The organism is Fibrobacter sp. UBA7003 (assembly GCA_002449765.1).
Classification (GTDB): Bacteria; Fibrobacterota; Fibrobacteria; order Fibrobacterales; family Fibrobacteraceae; genus Fibrobacter.
On record DJXN01000007.1, the window covers coordinates 121,088 to 138,587 of the forward strand.

12 protein-coding genes are annotated in these 17,500 nt (G+C 50.1%); 4 read left to right on the plus strand and 8 right to left on the minus strand.

What is annotated here, in order from left to right:
• Positions 1-2: 2 nt before the first annotated feature.
• The 4 genes from B2952_RS05460 to B2952_RS05475 form a co-directional block, all read right to left on the minus strand.
• The gene (locus B2952_RS05460; protein WP_290734062.1) at positions 3-680 is read right to left on the minus strand and encodes a hypothetical protein; all 678 of its coding nucleotides are present in this window, start codon (positions 678-680) and stop codon (positions 3-5) included.
• Positions 680-5,404, minus strand: coding sequence for an Eco57I restriction-modification methylase domain-containing protein (locus tag B2952_RS05465; RefSeq protein ID WP_290734064.1), 4,725 nt, complete (start codon positions 5,402-5,404; stop codon positions 680-682). The genes B2952_RS05460 and B2952_RS05465 overlap by 1 nt, the downstream gene beginning before the upstream one ends.
• A gap of 1 nt (position 5,405) precedes the next feature.
• On the minus strand, positions 5,406-8,264 hold the full coding sequence (locus tag B2952_RS05470; RefSeq protein WP_290734066.1) for a DEAD/DEAH box helicase: 2,859 nt from the start codon (positions 8,262-8,264) through the stop codon (positions 5,406-5,408).
• 85 nt (positions 8,265-8,349) lie between these two features.
• Positions 8,350-8,535, minus strand: a complete 186-nt coding sequence (locus B2952_RS05475) for a hypothetical protein (RefSeq protein WP_290734068.1) — start codon at positions 8,533-8,535, stop codon at positions 8,350-8,352.
• Positions 8,536-8,647: 112 nt separating this feature from the next.
• On the opposite strand from B2952_RS05475, the gene B2952_RS05480 reads away from it, so the two are divergent.
• Complete coding sequence (locus B2952_RS05480; RefSeq protein ID WP_290734070.1) at positions 8,648-9,280, plus strand: nitroreductase family protein; 633 nt, start codon at positions 8,648-8,650, stop codon at positions 9,278-9,280.
• Positions 9,281-9,296: 16 nt separating this feature from the next.
• Here B2952_RS05480 and B2952_RS05485 read toward each other — a convergent pair whose 3' ends face one another.
• The gene (locus tag B2952_RS05485) at positions 9,297-10,361 is read right to left on the minus strand and encodes a polysaccharide lyase (protein WP_290734072.1); all 1,065 of its coding nucleotides are present in this window, start codon (positions 10,359-10,361) and stop codon (positions 9,297-9,299) included.
• 49 nt (positions 10,362-10,410) lie between these two features.
• Between B2952_RS05485 and B2952_RS05490 the strand changes: the two genes are divergently transcribed.
• Both B2952_RS05490 and B2952_RS05495 read left to right on the plus strand, forming a co-directional pair.
• On the plus strand, positions 10,411-10,584 hold the full coding sequence (locus B2952_RS05490; protein ID WP_290734074.1) for a hypothetical protein: 174 nt from the start codon (positions 10,411-10,413) through the stop codon (positions 10,582-10,584).
• A gap of 14 nt (positions 10,585-10,598) precedes the next feature.
• Positions 10,599-11,906 (plus strand): hypothetical protein, encoded by a 1,308-nt coding sequence (locus B2952_RS05495; RefSeq protein ID WP_290734076.1) that lies wholly within the window; start codon positions 10,599-10,601, stop codon positions 11,904-11,906.
• A 14-nt stretch (positions 11,907-11,920) separates the two neighbouring features.
• On the opposite strand, the gene B2952_RS05500 is transcribed toward B2952_RS05495, so the two are convergent.
• Positions 11,921-12,439, minus strand: coding sequence for a hypothetical protein (locus tag B2952_RS05500; protein WP_290734078.1), 519 nt, complete (start codon positions 12,437-12,439; stop codon positions 11,921-11,923).
• Between the two features lie 333 nt (positions 12,440-12,772).
• Here B2952_RS05500 and B2952_RS05505 point away from each other — a divergent pair, with 333 nt between their 5' ends.
• Positions 12,773-14,047: an AgmX/PglI C-terminal domain-containing protein gene (locus B2952_RS05505; protein WP_290734079.1), complete on the plus strand. Its 1,275-nt coding sequence runs from the start codon at positions 12,773-12,775 to the stop codon at positions 14,045-14,047.
• A gap of 94 nt (positions 14,048-14,141) precedes the next feature.
• Here the strand turns inward: B2952_RS05505 and ahcY are convergent, their stop codons facing one another.
• The gene (ahcY, locus tag B2952_RS05510; RefSeq protein WP_290734081.1) at positions 14,142-15,602 is read right to left on the minus strand and encodes an adenosylhomocysteinase; all 1,461 of its coding nucleotides are present in this window, start codon (positions 15,600-15,602) and stop codon (positions 14,142-14,144) included.
• A gap of 56 nt (positions 15,603-15,658) precedes the next feature.
• Positions 15,659-17,473, minus strand: a complete 1,815-nt coding sequence (locus tag B2952_RS05515; protein WP_290734083.1) for a DUF4153 domain-containing protein — start codon at positions 17,471-17,473, stop codon at positions 15,659-15,661.
• Positions 17,474-17,500 lie beyond the last annotated feature (27 nt).

Genomic DNA, 17,500 nt, shown 5'->3' on the forward strand with positions numbered 1-17,500 from the left:
AATTATGGATAGAAAGTAAATCCATTTTTTCCACAAATTTTATATTCATCAATTTTTATGTTTCTCCCTAGGAAACAACAGTCTTTAAAAATTTGTTTTTTTGTACTGCGTCCTAAAGAAGCTACATTTATTTTTTCGCCGTTGTTATGGCCTTCTGCGTGGTATTCACCAAGAAGTTTTGTGAACCCATATTGCTTATTGAACATGGTAATTACGTTTGTTCGTCTCTGTTTCCTGTCGAGTAAGTGAATATGGTAGCCCATATTGTTGTGATTTTCTGGTTTACCCGGTTGTAGACTTATAAAAAAGAGTCTATCGTTACGAGCGAAAAAATCTTCAAAAGATGAGAGTTCTTGTTGGAAACCGATTTCGTAACCAAATGATTTGCCGTTGTTTTCTTTTACAAGAATGTGAACGTGCGATATCATTTTCTTTTGCAGCCTAAATAAATTCTCGAAAATAAAATTCTTTGATATGGGTCTCCAGTACCCTTTCCTGAGCTGGACGTTTCTTAGATAAGGTTCCAGTTCATTGTGACTTCCTAAACAAACGGAGGCACGGACTATGCCATTTGTATAAATGACATGTATTAAATCATTACTTCTTTTAAGGTAGTACCTTGGATGTGGTCTTCGTGCTATATTTTGAAATTCATTGAATTCGGGGCGATTTGGAGTCATTATTTTGTTCCGTATTTTTGGGTGAAGTAGTTCCAGGCGGTTTCGTAGTCGGTTTCGCGGTTGCAGCGGTCGAAGGGGGCGACGTATTCGATGGTGCGTTCTACGGGGCCGCCGGGCATGGTGTCGTCGGTGATGGTGCGGTGGAACTTTTCACCGGCGGGGGCGTTCTTGATTTTTTCCCATTCAGTACGGCTAAAACCAGTATTCGTCAAACTGCGATTTACCGTATAAACAATGCGGCCGTTTACATCATACCAAGTGTCTGCTTCATATTCCTGAAGTAGAGGAAATTGAATTCGATAAATAGTCTTTAACTGGTCTAAATTCATGCCCATGGCCATGGAAACTAAAACATCTATTTCGACCAAAGCCTGACGACGTTCATAATCCGTTCTAAGAGTGGAATTGAAATTCCATTCCTTAGATGCTTGTGAAAATTTATCATTATTTAATCTAGGGTCACTCTTTGACCATTTTTCAGTAGCAAAATCATCCCTCCAGCATTGTTTCCATAAGTCAGTATAATTGGTATTCAGACAATTCAACATTAAACCGCGAATTATTGCAGAATCATCTGTATTTTCTACATAAGGCATCTTTTCTACGGCACTAAACAGCATAGAACTTTTGCCTGTTGCCTTTATATAAAAATCAAACGGCAAAGAACTAAATGTTGTCGCGGAAATTGCAAGATCTCGAGGATTTTTGAAACAAACTCCCGACAGAGACAATATGTGCGATGTTTTGGGAGGAATGATTGCTCCTAAAAGAGTTCTATCGCCACTTTGATTTAGCATACTTCGAGTTACAAGTCTGTATACTTCATTGTATTTTGCTCCCCAAGGGGTTTCTTGTATAGCGGCAGTATATTTACTCAATTCACATGCAGGCTGGTACTTGAATCGCTGCATGTAATTTTCCGGAACGTTTGTCAAATCTATGCTATCGTAATCAGCTTTATTTACGCAAGATCGTCGTGATGTCTTAAACAAAGGATTTGCGACAGCAATGTGGGGGCTAGAATAAACTACGTTAATAAGGTCATTAGGAAAATGTTCTTTTTTTGCAATAAATCCATCCTTCTGTGCACCTGTTTCATCCCACATTCTTGTCCCGTAAATATTATTCTTTAACGATTCATAAGTTTTGGGACATAGAGCAAATTGTTCTAAAACTTCGGTTAATTCTTTTGCATGAATAACAGGCAATTTTGCCTGTTTCCAATTATCACATCCATCAAACAATTGTGCGAAAACAAGAAGATCTTTTTGTTCCACATGAATGATTCTGTTTGGATGTCCGACAATGTTCCACTCATCATTATGGTCTTTTATGCCCATGAGTTCGGTATTTCCTCCATCGGTATAACTCTGATCGATGGTGCTAACTGCGAATAAATTAGCCATTGTATCAAAAGATACTTTTTGAACAGGACCGTAAATATTCAGACTATAAGTGCGTCGATCTCCAACATCAGCAAAAAGCATCAGTTCATTTTGGAATTGGAAATGTTTTCGCAATCGAGGATACAATTTTTCTCGTAATGCTCCACCTTTCGGGTCATCATAAACGCCTTCAGGATGAACAAATGCATTCGTTCCCTTTTCATTAAACATCCATGCCTGTGGCAAAAAACATTTAAATAAGTTTGTTTGTTGATCTTTCAAATCTGGATAATTCTGGAAAGCATTTAAGAAACCTAATAAACCAGAAACGGATGCATATTCCACTAAATAAGCATCATATACATCAGCATGCGTCAATGTTTCATCTCTTTCTTTCGTCACTTCTGGTGCAGTCAAATTTTTTACAGCAAATAAAGGGTTTTTGTCAGAAAGAATGCCTTGTTCACTCCATGTAATTTTCACCCACGGCGGGTTTCCTATCACCAAATCGAAACCGCCCCTGTCGGCAAACAGGTCGGCAAATTCCAGTTCCCAGTGCATAAAGCGGTTCTGTTCGGCAATGTCGCGTACTAGTGCCAATCTCGGGAAGAGTGCGCAAAGGTTGTCCAGGTTCACTTCGCTCTGACCTGGGATAAAGTTCAGCACCTTTTCAATGAGTTGTTCCTTTTCGGTGGGGAACAGCGAGTATTGTCCCTTTTCCCAGGTGCCTTTCGCGGTAGAAATCGCACCGACCAAAATCAGGTTCATCTCGTTCAGGAACTCGCTCCTGCTCGGTAGCATATCAGCCTTGTCTATGGGCCAGAACCAGAGAGCACACCAGTAGTCCATGGCAAACTTTAGTCGCGCATAGGGTCCTGCATTCTGGGCATGTTCTGACTTGTAGAGCTTCTTGTAGATTTTATCCTTGAGTCGGATTGTTGTGTGAGAATCTTCGGCTTGATCTTCGTGGCCGTATATGTTCAGCTTGTCGCGGGTCTCTTCTTCGAGTGTCTTGCGGAGTTTTACCTGGTTGTCCCACAGTTCGTCAATGGCGGCAGAGAGGTCCAGCATCGTGTGGACTTCATCTTCGGTATAGGGGCTGTTGAACTTCTTGTTCCAATCGCCCATCTTCTTGATGTTTTCGGGTTCCAGTTTCTTGATGACCTTGTCATCGTAGCTGCACATGCCCGGGTCGCCCAGCAAAAAGTGGTAAACTTGCGTCTTTGTTCCACGTTTTTCTCCAAGGGGCACGCGTTCGGGCGCGTTTTCGAACCACTTGGCGTTTTTCTGGGTTGCAATGAGGGCGTTCTTGTGGTAGCACTGGCGGCGTGCGCCAATCAGGGAGTTTCCGTTGATTAGCTGGGTGCCGAACCAGGGCACATATCCACCCGCATAGATGGTGTTGAGCCACAGCGAGACTTCGGCCAGTTCTACGGCGACGGGGTTCAGGTCAATGCCATACACATTGCGGTCGGCAATGTACATCTTGACTTTCTGCAGTTCCTGCGGACGGGTCTCGTAACTGATGGAATCGCCAAGTTCCTTCTGCTTTTTGTCCAGGTAGGCTTCGGCAAGCTGGTTGATAGCCTCGTTCAAGAACGCGGCGCTCCCCATGGCGGGTTCGCAAACCGTAAGCCCCAAAATGTCATCGGCGCTTTTGTCTTTCAGGAGTTCCTTGAGGGCGTATTTTACCAGGCACTTGGTCAGGCATTCGGGAGTATAGTAGCTGGCGGACTTTTCGCGTTCACGGCCTGCCAGGCGGTAAATGAAGGTTCCCTTGCGGTACATGCGCAGTTCGCCCTTCTTGTGGCCCATGTCGTCGTCGCGCTCGTAACGCACTCGTTCGTCTTCGGTGTATTGCGAGAGATCGCTTTCGGGAACAAAGTAGCCTACGTCCAGTTCGTTGAAGCTGTCGCCTGCGCGCTTGACTTCGTAAAGGTCCTGTTCGGCGATAAAGCCGCGGTAGCTGAGCAGGGCTTCGTAAACGGCACCCATCTGGTTGATGCCTAGGTTCGCGTAACTGATGCGGCCACGGCGTGCGTTTTTGTGGCCCGTTTCGCGTGTCACGCTCATTAAATCTACAATGCGCAACATGACGCTATTGCGAATAGAGGCGGCGGTCACCATGGCGGTGTAATCGGGGTCGAAAATGTGCGCCTTGAGGGGTGCGACCACGAACATGTCGTGGAGTCCCTGTTCCTTGGAATACTTTAGCAGGTCTTCTTCTTTTTCGGGGTAGCCGGAATAGATGAGGTCGTATAGCTTGGAAAGGGTTTCGCAGAGGAAGGTGCCTTCGCCTACGTTCTGGATGTCTTCACGGACGTGTTCGGCAATGTCGCGCAGGCTTTCGAGGGAATAGGCGCTGTAGTAGCTCTGGCTCTTGATGGGGGCGTAACCGAGTTCGGGGCGGCTTTCGATAAAGAGTACAAAGAGCATGCGGTACATGTAGCGCAGGCATTCGAGCGTCAGCTGACCCGCATCGACCGGGTCGGCGTTCAGGTCGCGGCCCTTGTTTTGGGCCATGTCGTAAAGGACTTCGTTGCCCAGGAGCTCAATGCATTCGCGGAGTGCATACTTGAGGTCCTGAGAGACGCCGCTTGCGTTTTTTTGGCTGTTTTCATCAAGGGCGTCGAGCAAAACCTTGCCATCGTCGGGGCACAGGCTTTCTTTGTGGAGCAAGACGCTCAATGCCTGGAATGTCGATTCTTCGCGACGGGCAAAAATTTCATCCAGTTCGAATTGCAGGTAACGCTTCTCGTTCCACTTGTTTCTGTCAATCAGGGCGATTTGTGTGCCGCTTACGAACAGTAAAAAGCGGGGCGGTTCTGCAAGGTTGTAGAGAATCTTGTTGGCCAGGTCCTGGTTGGTGAGCTGTGTAAGTTGTTCTGCGGAACTTTCTTCAATGCAACTGAATGCGTTCCCGTTAAGGATGTCTTCTTCGGAGTCCTTGTTTACGGCGAGAATCGCCCAGAGCAACGGGGCTCCGCTGGGTTTCTTGATTTCTACATAGACGGGGGCGAAAACATTGTCTTCAATCTCGATGTTCTCGGGGGCTGGTTCCGGGTAACCCAACGCTTTCAGGTAGCTTTCGGCTAGTTCCTGAATCAAGTCCAGCTTTGTGGTTCCAGCGCCGTTACGTTTCAGGCGTTCGCTTGCGGCGTAAAAGGCGCGGGAATTTTCGCGGAACCTGGACCAAGGTGTCTTTATCGTTTCGGAGCTGTCGCCCTTGTTTTTCCATGCGGTAATGGTTTCACCGGCGTTTTCGGCGAAGATTGTTGAAAAGTAGTGGTTGGTGAAGTATTCGTTCTGGTTCTTGATTCCGGTCAGGTCAAAATTCATGTTACACCCCCATGAATACGGAAAGTACGCGGATGTAAGGGTTGTTTTCGATGGTCATGGAGTCCTTTACCCATTTGGTAAAGTTTTCGAAGAGCGCGTCTACGCGGCGTTCGGCTTCACTTTTCTTGCGTTCGGTCTCGAAAAGAGAAAGCTGGTAGTCCTTGTGCTTCTTTTCTAGGGCTGCAAGCTTATCGACTTCTTCGTCGAGCATAGGGTTAATTTTTTGCTGGTAGGCGTTGTAGAATGTTTCGAGGTATTCCTTGGCGTGGCTCACGGCGTCTGCAAGCAAGCTTGTCGCCTTAGCGAGTTCTGCTTCACCGATGCGACCTATGTTGGGGAGGTCTTTTTTGAGGCCTATCGCCTGCATTATCTTTGACATGGGTAACGTTTCTACAAATGTTCCGTCGCGATAGACCAGGCCAAACATTTCATCGACAAGCGGGGTTGACTTTCGGTTTGGCATACTGCCTGTCATTACGAAAATCATTTCGTTTGGCTGGATTGAGCCTGTTATTGCAATTAGCGGGGCCTTGTCGCGGTCGTAGAAAAGACCGGCCTTGTCGTTGACCCAACTGAAAATGGGGTGCAGTGGCCACAGGTATTGAGTCTTGGGCCATGCAGTTTCATCCATGTTGCTTTGCATGCTGCGCTGCATTTCTTCCATGCAGAATGCCCTGTCATCGCTTAGTCGGAGGATTTTGCCTGCGGGCATCGCTTCTTCGGGCACGAGGGCTTTTAGGCGGCGCTCCATTTCATCGTTCATGGTGATGTCTAGGCCAGATACCGTGGCGAGATCCGAAACGGGCAATTTCTGGTCCTTGTTCAAATAGCCCAGTGCCGACTTTAGGTAATCGAGATCGCTGAAAAGCGTTTCGTCATCGATTGTCTTGGGAGCGTCTTCCGGTGAAGTCTCTTTTTCGGCTGCCGCCGCTTCGGCCATCAAGATTTCGAAGGGGTTGAATTCCTTTTCGTCGGAGTCAAGTGCGTTTGCGAAGTCCGTGTCGCTCGTGCCTTTTTCGATTGCTGTCGATACGACCAGTTCTTCGTCTTCGACAGAGAATTTACCCATGAGCATCGCGGGATCGCCAATATTTTTGAGTGCTTGGTCCTCTTTTTGAATGAGGATTTCCATAATGCGCATGTCTCCCTTGATTCGCTTGTTGTCGCTTTCGATGAACATGTAGCGGATGTCGGGGCGCTTTTGTTGGCCATAACGGTCGATACGGCCATTGCGCTGTTGGAACACCATCAATGACCACGGAATGTCGAAGTGAATCAGGCGGTGGCTGAGGTAATGCAAGTTTAAGCCTTCGGAAGCCACGTCCGATGCGACAAGGATTCGCATGGGCGATTCCATGCGGCCAAAACTTTCGACAATTTCTTGCTGTTCCACATCGCTCATGGCGCCCGAAATTTCTTGGACAGCATTCTTGGGGAGTTTAAGGTCCTTTATCAAATGCTCGGCCAAGAATCTCATGGTCTCGATGCGTTCGGTGAATATAACCACGCGGTCATCGGCTGCGTTCTTGCTCCAACCGTATTCGGAGCTGTTGAGCAGACCCAAGAGTTGCTGGTAGCGGGTAAACTGCTCGGGAGAAATGTTTTCGAGTGCTGCCTTGAGTTGCTCAAGTTTTGCGATGTCGTTGATTTCGTTTTCGCCGTATTTTTTGCGCAACTTGGAAAGGCGTGCATCAATACTCTTGATACAGGCGACGGGGCTGGAGAAAAGTGACTTTTCGAGGCTTGTCTTGAAAAGCTGACCCGGCGTTTGCTTTTTTTCGTGTTCCAGGTCCATGTCCAACTGCATGTCGGTAAAGACCTGGAAGGCATATTCTTCGTTCACGCTTGCCTTGCAACGGACAAGGTCAATTTTACGTTCCAGGAATGTTCCGCTGACTTGATCCTTGACGTCTTTTTTGAAACGGCGGATGCACAGGCCCTTGATATCTTCGGGCGTGTATTTTTCGGGGTTTGCAATCGCTGTCGGGTCTAGCATGTTCATCAGCGAAGCGAAACTCTTGGCGCGGCCATCGTGCGGGGTGGCCGAAAGCATGATCATGGTGTCGCTGCGGTCTGCAAGCAACTTGGCAAGTTTGGAACGTAGAGCCTGCTTGTCGCCGCGTTCGGCAACATTCTGTGCTTCATCGACTACGATGATGTCCCAGTAGGCATTTTCAAGATGCACGCGGTATTCGCTGTCGCGTTTGAGCGTGTCGATGGAAATAATCGTCTTGTCGTAATAGAAGAACGGATTGTAGTTAGACGGCAACTTGGCTCGGATACTCTGGATTCTATTGGAATCAAGGCGAACCAGCGGAATGGTGAAACGGTTCCACATTTCTTTCTGGAACTGCGTCATCATACTCTTGACGGTCACAACAAGAATACGCTTACCCTTGCCGCGCTTGATGAGTTCGCTCATCAGGATTCCGGCTTCGAGTGTTTTACCAAGACCAACCGTATCGGCAATCAAGATGCGCTGGCGAGGACGTTTTAACGAAAGCTTTGTCGGGTCAAGCTGGTAAGGCATCATATCCATTGCCGCGCGATGCCCGATGTGCAGGTTCGTGTCTGTCGGAATCAATTGCCGCCACTGGCTTTCGAGATAAAGCTTGGTGCGGTTGTAATGCAGGGAGTCGTCGGTGCAAAGCGTAATCTTTGCCGGGTCGACAACGGTAATCCATTCGAGGTCTGTCAGGAAGATAGACTCCCTGTCTTTCACGAGGGGCGAGACTCCAACGCAATGCAAGGCCTTGTTGCCAAGGTTGTTGATTTCGATCTTTTTCACCATCCATTCTTCGTCGCGGATGATGACGCGCATGCCGGGGGCAAATTCAATGTTGTCGGGAGTCTGGTCCATGCTGGAAAAATAATAAAACGAGATGGAATTGAAGGGGAAAATTTAACTGACCTTATTTAGAATGGATAAATGTTAAAATCCTTGTCTATTTCTTCCTCAACTTCCCGCCAGCGATAACCACCAGCAGCGCGCCTGCGGCCACGCCGCCGACCTTCTTGAGGTCGCTCCAGAATTGCCGCCGTTTGGCCTTGCATTGCTCGCAGAGCTTTTCGGTGTCTTCGGGCTTGTCGCAGCCGCACTTTTTGCATTTGTTCCAGAGTTTTTGAGTCATTGCGTGTCTCCTTGACAGCTAGATTCTAATATACACTTTTTGCGTTAGGGATGGCTTGCCTTGTGAAATTTATTCTACTTTTCTTTCTACCACCCCTCACAAGGAGTACCCCATGAAAAACCGTTTCGCGCTCACGCTTATGGCAATGCTCATCTGCAGTACGCTTGCCATGGCGCAGCTCCAAAAACTCCCCGCTCCGGCAAAGACTGGCGGCAAGCCTGTGATGGAGGCGCTCTGGGACAGGGCTTCTGGCACGGAGTTCAGTGACAAGATGCTCAGTGACCAGGATCTTTCGAATTTGCTTTTTGCGGCTATCGGCGTGAACCGCCCTGCCGACGGCAAGCTCACGTCGCCGACTGCTCGCAACTTCCAGGAAATCCGCGTGTTCGTGTTCACGAGCAAGGGCGTCTCGGAATACCTCAACAAGGAAAACGCCCTGAAGCAGGTGGCGAAGGGTGACCACAGGGGGCTCGTGGCCGACCGTCAGGATTGGGCGAAGGTGGCCCCGGTCAGCATCCTCATCGTTGCAGACGAGACCAAGTTCGGCAGCAGCGACGCCCGCGCGAAGGTGACGATGGGGACCGACGCAGGAATCGTGAGCGAGAATATTAATTTGTTCTGTGCCGGCATGGGCCTGGTGACCCGTCCGCGCATGACGATGGATGTTCCCGCCATCAAGAAACTTCTCAAGCTTTCGGACTCGCAGGTGCCCTTGCTGAACAACCCCGTCGGCTATGCGAAGTAATCAAAAATCGTGTAACCTATCTTCCCACTTTCACTTCGTAATTCGCTTTTCTCCTGCCAATCAAGCTTCCGTCAACGCGGTATGCCTTGGCGGGTGTCACGTTTAGGCGGTCCTGCCGATGCATCCAGATGCGTTCGGTGCCGCTGGAGTCGCGGGCGGTTGTGTCCGGTGCGCCCGCCTTTACCGCGATGGAATCCGTTGATACGGTGAAGTTGTCGTAGCGGATAAAGCAGTCGTGGGTGGGGGCCCATTCGGCGCTGCTTCCGCCGTGGAATGTGGAGAGGTAGAACTTGTCGACTTTCACGGTGTCGTAGTCGCGGAGCCTGAGGGTATCTACATCCAGCGCGAGTTCTCCGTCAAACCAAGTCTGCACGCGACCGTTCTTGTCGCCGTTGCCGGGAGAGGCAATGGTGTTCATGCTTACTTTGTTTACAATGCGGTGCCAGGTACCGGTGGTGAACTGTTTTTGCGGGATGGTGCCGTTCAAGTCCCACTTGAAATCGTCGCCGTATACGGACTCTTGCCCCATGAAGTAGATGAGCTGCACGGCGTTGCCGTCTTTGCGCCACATGATGCGTGCGCTCCAGCCGTCACCTGTAGGGGGCATGGCGTTGCCGGTGTAGCACTTGCCGCCGCATAGGCCGGGGAGCTTGCCGCCCAGCTGGAACTCGAATCCGTCTTCGAAGAATATGTCGTAGGCGCTCCACATGGTGTCGGCGGTTTTCACGAGCGGCTGTATGATTTGCGCGGCGCAGGCGGGCGTGTCGTTGTCGTTCGGGCCCACGCAACCCTTGGGGTATTTGAGCTGCAGTACGTTGCCGTGTTCTTCGCCGTCGTACACGATCTTGGAGTTTTCGCCATTGTTCTTGTCCATGGCGTACCACCAGCTTTTGTCGTAATCGTTGCGCTTGAAGTCTTCCTTGGCTTCAGCGTTGCCGTACACGCCGACGCTGCGGTTTTCGAAGTTCACGAACGAGACGGTGTCGGATGCCGTCTGTGCGTAGCCTGCCGGTGCGGAAGAAATTGCCGCCGCGGCAGTGAACACTGCTGCAGAAAGGATGTACTGAATTTTTGCGCTCATGCTTTTAAAATAATCTTTTTTGGCTGGCATTAAACTATCTTTTTAATGTATGGCCGATTCACTTGATGAAAAGCACATTGAAGAGCGTCGCGCAGAGGAACGCAAGGCCCGCATCAAGAAGATGCGCGGGTGGCTTTCGCCACGTGATTCCGTAGCCGACGACTTTGGCCCCGAAGATGCCGCCCTCTATTACGGCGAAGGGCATTCCGGCTGGAACCGGTAAAAACCGAGAATTAAATGAAAAAAGATACGTTGCGCGCCGAGCTGTGGGACAATATGCACTATTTGTTCCGCGATATCAATGACCGTGTTGTCCATGTTTCGCTCACTTACGATTTTAAACTGGATCCTTCGATATTGAAGCAGACGCTAGGCGTTGCCTTTCGCGATGTCCCTATTCTTCATGCGTCGTTCAGGCCCGGATTCTTTCATGCCCGCTGGATTGTCGAGCCTTACCGCATCGAAGACGTGGTTGCCTTTAAGGAAATCGACCCTGCAGAACTTGATTGCGAACAAGATAATTTCCTGACGACTTACATAGAACCTACCGGACCTTTGCAGATGAAGGTCGCTGTCTTCTATCATGGTACGCGGACCACGCTGTGCATGGTGGTGAACCACATGTGTATGGATGCGGGGTCCCTCAAGTATTTTCTGCCCCGGTTTTGCGATGTCTACGATTGCATCGCGAGCGGGAAAACCGGCGCGATGCCGAGTTTCCGCATGGGTGACCGCTCCTACACTGCCGTCTACGCGTGTCTTCCTTCTTCTGCAAGGAAGGTCGCAAGGCGGCTTTTCAAGAATATCAACCAGAAGGATGACAGCTATTTCCCTTTCACGCCGGATTCCGGCGATGACCGCGTCCAGCTTATACGCCGCAGGTTTTCGCCCGACATGCTTGCGCAGGTCTGCTCCGCTAGCAAGATGGCCGGAGTGACGGTGAACGATTTCCTCTTGGCCTGTTATTTCCAGGCGCTGTACGACATCGCGCAATTCCCCGAGAGCAAGAAAACTTCCATATCCTGCGCAATAGACTTGCGCCGTCACCTGGAAGGTGCCGCAAAGGAAAGCGTCACCAATCACACGGCGTGGATGCAGAGCAGCGTGCCCCAAAAGGGACGCACGATGTTGGAAACGTTGTCGTCTGTCAGCCGGTCGGTAGCCTCCTTCAAAAGCGACCCTTACATGGGCCTTCACGGGCTTCCGCTTGTCGCTACGATTTTCAACGTCTTCCCGCGGGCTGTTGCCGAGTTCCTTATATTCAAGGTCTATTCCAACCCGCCCTGTTCCATGAGCAATATCGGCCGTCTCGATAGCCGGGCGCTCGGCTTGCAGGGGCGCGAACCTGTCGACGGATTCATTACGGGCGCGATAAAGTACAAGCCCTACACGCTGCTTTCCGTGTCGACGCTCGGCGACGACTTGACGGTTGCGATGTGCATTCGCGGGAATGACCGTGACCATGACAATGTCGAACGCTTCTTTGACGCCTTTATGGATTGCGCGGCCACCCTTGTCAAGGAAATTCAAGGCGATAAAGGCTGAGCATACCCTTTAAATCAGGTAAGTTTTTTCCACTTGAAAAACAGGGCCTTCAGTTTCTGGGCGTAGAGCCTGGTCTCTTCCAGATTTACGAAGAATGTCGCGGCGCAAACCACGTTGAACGAGCTAAAAATCATGCCGAGAACTGCACCCCATACATAATATGTGCCGAACATGTTTTCGCGGACATAATCCCAGGTGCTCCATGAAATATAGACGAACGCTATTATGGAATAGATTTTCAAGACTAGCGTGTTCTTCTTGACGAGGGCGAATGTTCCCGCTGCGATGGGAATGAGAATCATGAAGATGATGTCTGTGGAGGGAGAAAAATTCAATATCGTTTCGAGCAGGTTATTTGCTGCATTGACCAAAAAGTATGCGGTGCAGAACCAGAGCAGGCCCATGTTGATTTTTTGATCGGTATCGATGGTCTCTTTTTTTGACGATGTGATAAAAAATGCGGCAATATAGACGACTAGAGACGGATTCACGAAAATGTCGGAGAGCGCTTCAAGGAGGTGATGGTATCCCATGCCTAAAGGTAAAAGATATTTGTAGAAGTGAACGGCATAAAAAATAGCGCCAATAGGAATCATGATTATTGCAACAACCGCAAAGATTTTTAAAAGTCGCGGACTCTTTTTTACGAGCGCGATTGCCACTGCAATAATGCAAATACTACTTAATAGAATTTGTGGTCCATAGTTGGAAAAGAACGGCTCTTCTGCTTCTAGGGTGAACGATTGCAGCAATGTTCCTGCGATGTTCTTCAATCCATTCGCAATCAACATAATGGCGCAAATTCTGAGCAAGGCGAGATTCATGATATAATACAAGATAAAAAAATATATATTAGGAATAGCCGCTTGTTCTTTCCCCTGCAACGATGCGAGATTTTTGTGAGAAGTAAAATGACGGACCGGATTCTTTTTGCCTTTGCCCTTGCGGTGTCGCTTTGCTTTGACTACGGTCACTGCTGGGAGCCGGATCTGATGTTTTCCCTTGGCATAAACGACGACCATCTTGTTATCGGCGCTCGTGGCGGATTTGACCCGAAGGTGTATTATAGGGTTCTCGATTATCCGTATACGGCCCGCTATGCGGCAATCGAGAAGGATTTCGAAGAGGATCCGGGGCGTGTCCTTTGGGCGGTCCATTATCCGTTCCCCCGTTATTTGTATTCGGCCATGGTCGCAGCACCGGACAGCGTCTATGTTGATGGCAAGGGTGATTTTCTCAGCATGGAGGGGGAGGGCGACTTGGGCATGATTCCGCCGAGGGGCTTGAAATTGCCTGCCGAAGGGGATTCGCTTGCCACACTTTCCCCGAATTCTATGCGAAGGGTTTGGCGGGGAGATGCCGCTATCGCTCCGCTTTCTGCATTTGATGTTATTGTCAGAACCTTGATTCGTTATCGCAAGTGGTATGCTGACAGGTGGGATGTTGACAGAATTTCTTTATACATTGATGGCAGTTTCTTTAGACAGAACAAGTTCCATGAATTGACCCCCTTGATAATTGCGTTGAAGGAAATAGGGTTCAGGTATGTCAGGGTCGATGTCGATGACTCGGATGATGCTTTCCGCTTTCGTTCGATGGAAATGGCCCATCGGGAAATTTACCGGTTGACCGGTTTGGCGCCTCAAATGGATAATCCCCGCAGTTTTCGAAGGCTGGTTGCGCCCAGTTTGAAGATGGAACAGGCGACCTTGCACGCGATGAAATTTTTGGAAAAATTCAACAATGATATCGACCGAATTCTTGGGGAAGTAACTGGTTTGTCGAAAGCCGGCAGTGACACGCCATCCGGCAAAGTCTTTATTCCGTGGCGGGCCGATGATATCAAGGTGCGCGGCTCCCGTTCCGCCAAAGATGTCCTGGAAATCATGGACCAGCGAAAGCCGGGATTGCGTCATGTTTACAATAAGTTTTTGAAGAAGAAACCCGGATTCGAAGGCCGCGTTGTCCTGAGACTTGAGATTGCCTCGAGTGGTGAAGTTCTCCGTACGGCCGTCGCGTATTCCTCGACCGGCTATGAGGAATTCGATAATGCGGTCAGTGACTATGTCGGTGGGATACCGTTTGGTGAGGTGGAGTCCGGAAGCGCGAAGGTGGTTGTCCCGCTTACGTTTTACCAGTGAAAAAACATCCCCCGGCGAGTGCCGAGGGATTTTAAGTTCGATTGCCTTGGATCCTATCGGGTTCTGCGAACCCTCCAGGATGACAAATCAGGGATTAGTACCTGTAGTGATCCGCCTTGTACGGGCCTTCCACGGGCACGCCGATGTAGTCGGCCTGGGCCTTGGTGAGGGTCGTCAGGTGGACGCCGAGCTTTTCGAGGTGGAGGCGTGCGACCTTTTCGTCGAGGATCTTCGGGAGCGTATAGACGACACCGCTTTCGTACTTGATGCCGGCGACGGTAGCCTTCCCTTGGGCGTTGAGCCAGAGGTCGATCTGGGCGATGGTCTGGTTCGTGAAGCTTGCGCTCATCACGAAGCTCGGGTGGCCGGTAGCGCAGCCGAGGTTCAGCAGGCGACCTTCGGCGAGCACGAGGATGCTGTGGCCGTCGGGGAAAATCCATTCGTCGTACTGCGGCTTGATTTCGTTCCTCTTGATGCCCGGAATCTTCTTGAGGCCGGCCATGTCGATTTCGTTGTCGAAGTGGCCGATGTTACCGACGATGGCGCGGTGCTTCATCTTGCTCATCTGAGCGGCGCTGATGATGCCGGTGTTGCCGGTGGTGGTCACGAAGATGTCGGCCATGCTCACGACTTCGTCGAGAGTCTTGACTTCGTAGCCTTCCATGGCGGCCTGCAGAGCGCAAATCGGGTCGATTTCGGTGATGATCACGCGGGCGCCCTGACCGCGGAGGGACTGAGCGCAGCCCTTACCCACGTCGCCGTAGCCGCACACGACTGCAATCTTGCCTGCCATCATCACGTCGGTGGCGCGGTTGATGCCGTCGATGAGGGAGTGGCGGCAGCCGTAGAGGTTGTCGAACTTGGACTTGGTCACGGAATCGTTCACGTTGATTGCCGGGAACTTCAGGCGGCCGGCCTGGGCCATCTGGTACAGGCGATGCACGCCGGTCGTGGTTTCTTCGGAAACGCCGCGGAGAGCTTCGCGGGCGCGGGTCCACTGCTTCGGATCCTTCTCGAAAATCTTCTTGCAGGTGGCGAGGAATACGCCCCATTCTTCGCTGTCGGTAGCGGGGTTGAATTCGGGCACCTTGCCGGCGTCTTCGAATTCGGCGCCGCAGGTCACGAGCATGGTAGCATCGCCACCGTCATCCACGATGAGGTCGGCGGTCTTGCCGTCGGGCCACACGAGGGCGCGGGCGGTATTTTCCCAGTATTCTTCGAGCGTTTCGCCCTTCCAGGCGAACACGGGCACGCCCTGCGGGTTTTCTACGGTGCCCTTCTTGCCGACCACGACGGCGGCGGCAGCGTTGTCCTGCGTACTGAAGATGTTGCAGCTCACCCAGCGCACGTCGGCACCAAGGTCCACCAGCGTTTCGATGAGGATGGCGGTCTGCACGGTCATGTGGAGGCTACCCATGATGCGGGCACCCGCGAGCGGCTTCTTGCCGGCGTATTCCTTACGGAGAGCCATGAGGCCAGGCATTTCGGTTTCGGCGAGGTCGAGTTCCTTGCGGCCTTCCACTGCAAGGTTGATATCCTTAATTTTGTATTCCATGGTTATGTTCCTTGTTTATGCATAAATATAGTTATACGCATAAAAAAGGTCAAGCGCTATTCCATGAATATGATGCCCTTGATTTTAAAATTAAGGATCGTGTCGCCGTCGACGATTTTGCGGTCGAGGTGGACCATCTCCTTGAAAATCCTGGCATTGTCGGTTGCTTCGATTATATCGCCTCTAAAGGTCATGTCCCAGCAACGGACATCTTTTTCGTTGAAGTTCTCGCCCATTCGCTTTCTTGAACTTTCGATTTGCTCCGGCGTGCAGGGAACCTCGGGTGCCCGCGCCTTGTAGGGAAATGCGAAGTGGAAAGCCTTTTCGCTTTTCATGGGCGTAATCTGGAAGAATATCGTGTCGTTCCGCAATTCGAATTCGTCCTTGCTGAATTTTTTGTCGATATGTTCCATTCGTGTGGCGTATGGGGGAATGTCGTAAGTCTTGTTCGTGGAGTAACTGCCATGCAGCAGTGTTTTCGGCTTATTCTTGTCCGCGTCTTTTGGGGGTGTTGAGAGGATTGCGTTGTAGTCCGTATAGATGCTGTCAGTCTCGAAAAATTCGGCCAGTTCTTTTTTAGACCTGTCTTGGAGAATATGCACTCGCGAATAAACGATGGGGGACTTGTCATCGATGGTATTGAGGAATGATTTTGTGTCTTGCGCGTTCAGGGGGAACTTCGTGTAGCCTTCTTCGGCAAGCGTTGCCTTGATGCTGTCTATCCAGATGCCGCGCGTAATCTTTGTCGCGTTGAACGGTCCGGTCATCAGTACAAACAACATTGCGCAGAAGACGATGGCGAGGTACCTGAACTTGCACTTGATTTTATTGATGAGCAGAATTGCTATGATGATGTAGAAATAGATGTTGATGGCGAAAACATAGATGCGGTCTTCGGAAATCCCGTAATCGGATATTCTGCGGATGATTCCGAAAGTCATTAAAATGACTAGGGGAATGCATGCCGCTGGGAATATTTTCAGGAGCCTCTTTTCAATTTTCTTTATCGGGTTCAGTTGCGCCGGATACATCTCCGTTACGAGCAGGAACATGATGAGCATGGATGCGGAAACGAGGTACGATACCATTCCCTTCGGCAGATCCCATTGGACAAGTATCTTTGCGATGTAGGCATACAGGAGTGCTACGTATAGCGTGAACACGGCAATGAATAGCTTGCAGACTCCGCTTGTGAACTTGCTCGATGTCGGCGTTTCGTCGAGGCGTTCGTCGATGGAGGGGAGCCCTGCCAAATAGAGCATCGGCAAAATGGTATTACGGCAGAAAAAGAAAACATACAGGTAGGGCTTTCCTGAAATTTTGCCCAGGTCGAACAACGAGACTGAACCATAGATAAGACCTTCGATAGCGAGCGTCAGGACTCCGGTGATGCCGATAGCGATGAATAATGCCTTTAGGTTTTTGTGCAGGAAAATCCAAAACTGGTTTTCGTTATTTTGTCTGAAAAATGGCGCGACGAACAGGCCCAGGATGAGTGTTGCGTAAATCGAATAGATTGCGCCAAAAAGATAGGCGTGCCTGTAGTAATCGGGTTCTTCGGGATAATAGAGAATCAGGGCTATGGAGATGGCAAACCAGGCAATGCCTGTGGCAATTTGGGGAACCTTGCTTGTATTTTTACGGGCTTCCTGCACAAGCGTCGTTATGATGGAAAGGAGCATCGCTCCGACGGGATAGAAAACGAGCCAGAAGAAAAAACTGTGTCCCTCTTGTTCAATGCGCGAGGGTGCGATTTCGTTTGAAAAGATGAACGCGAGGGTCGAGAATACGGCGAGCGCCGATGCGACGGGGAACCGCCTGAAAGCGCTCGAAATCTGGCTCGGGTATTTTTTGAATGTGTCAAGTACCATGGTTTTCCTCTTTAAATTCTTCGGCGC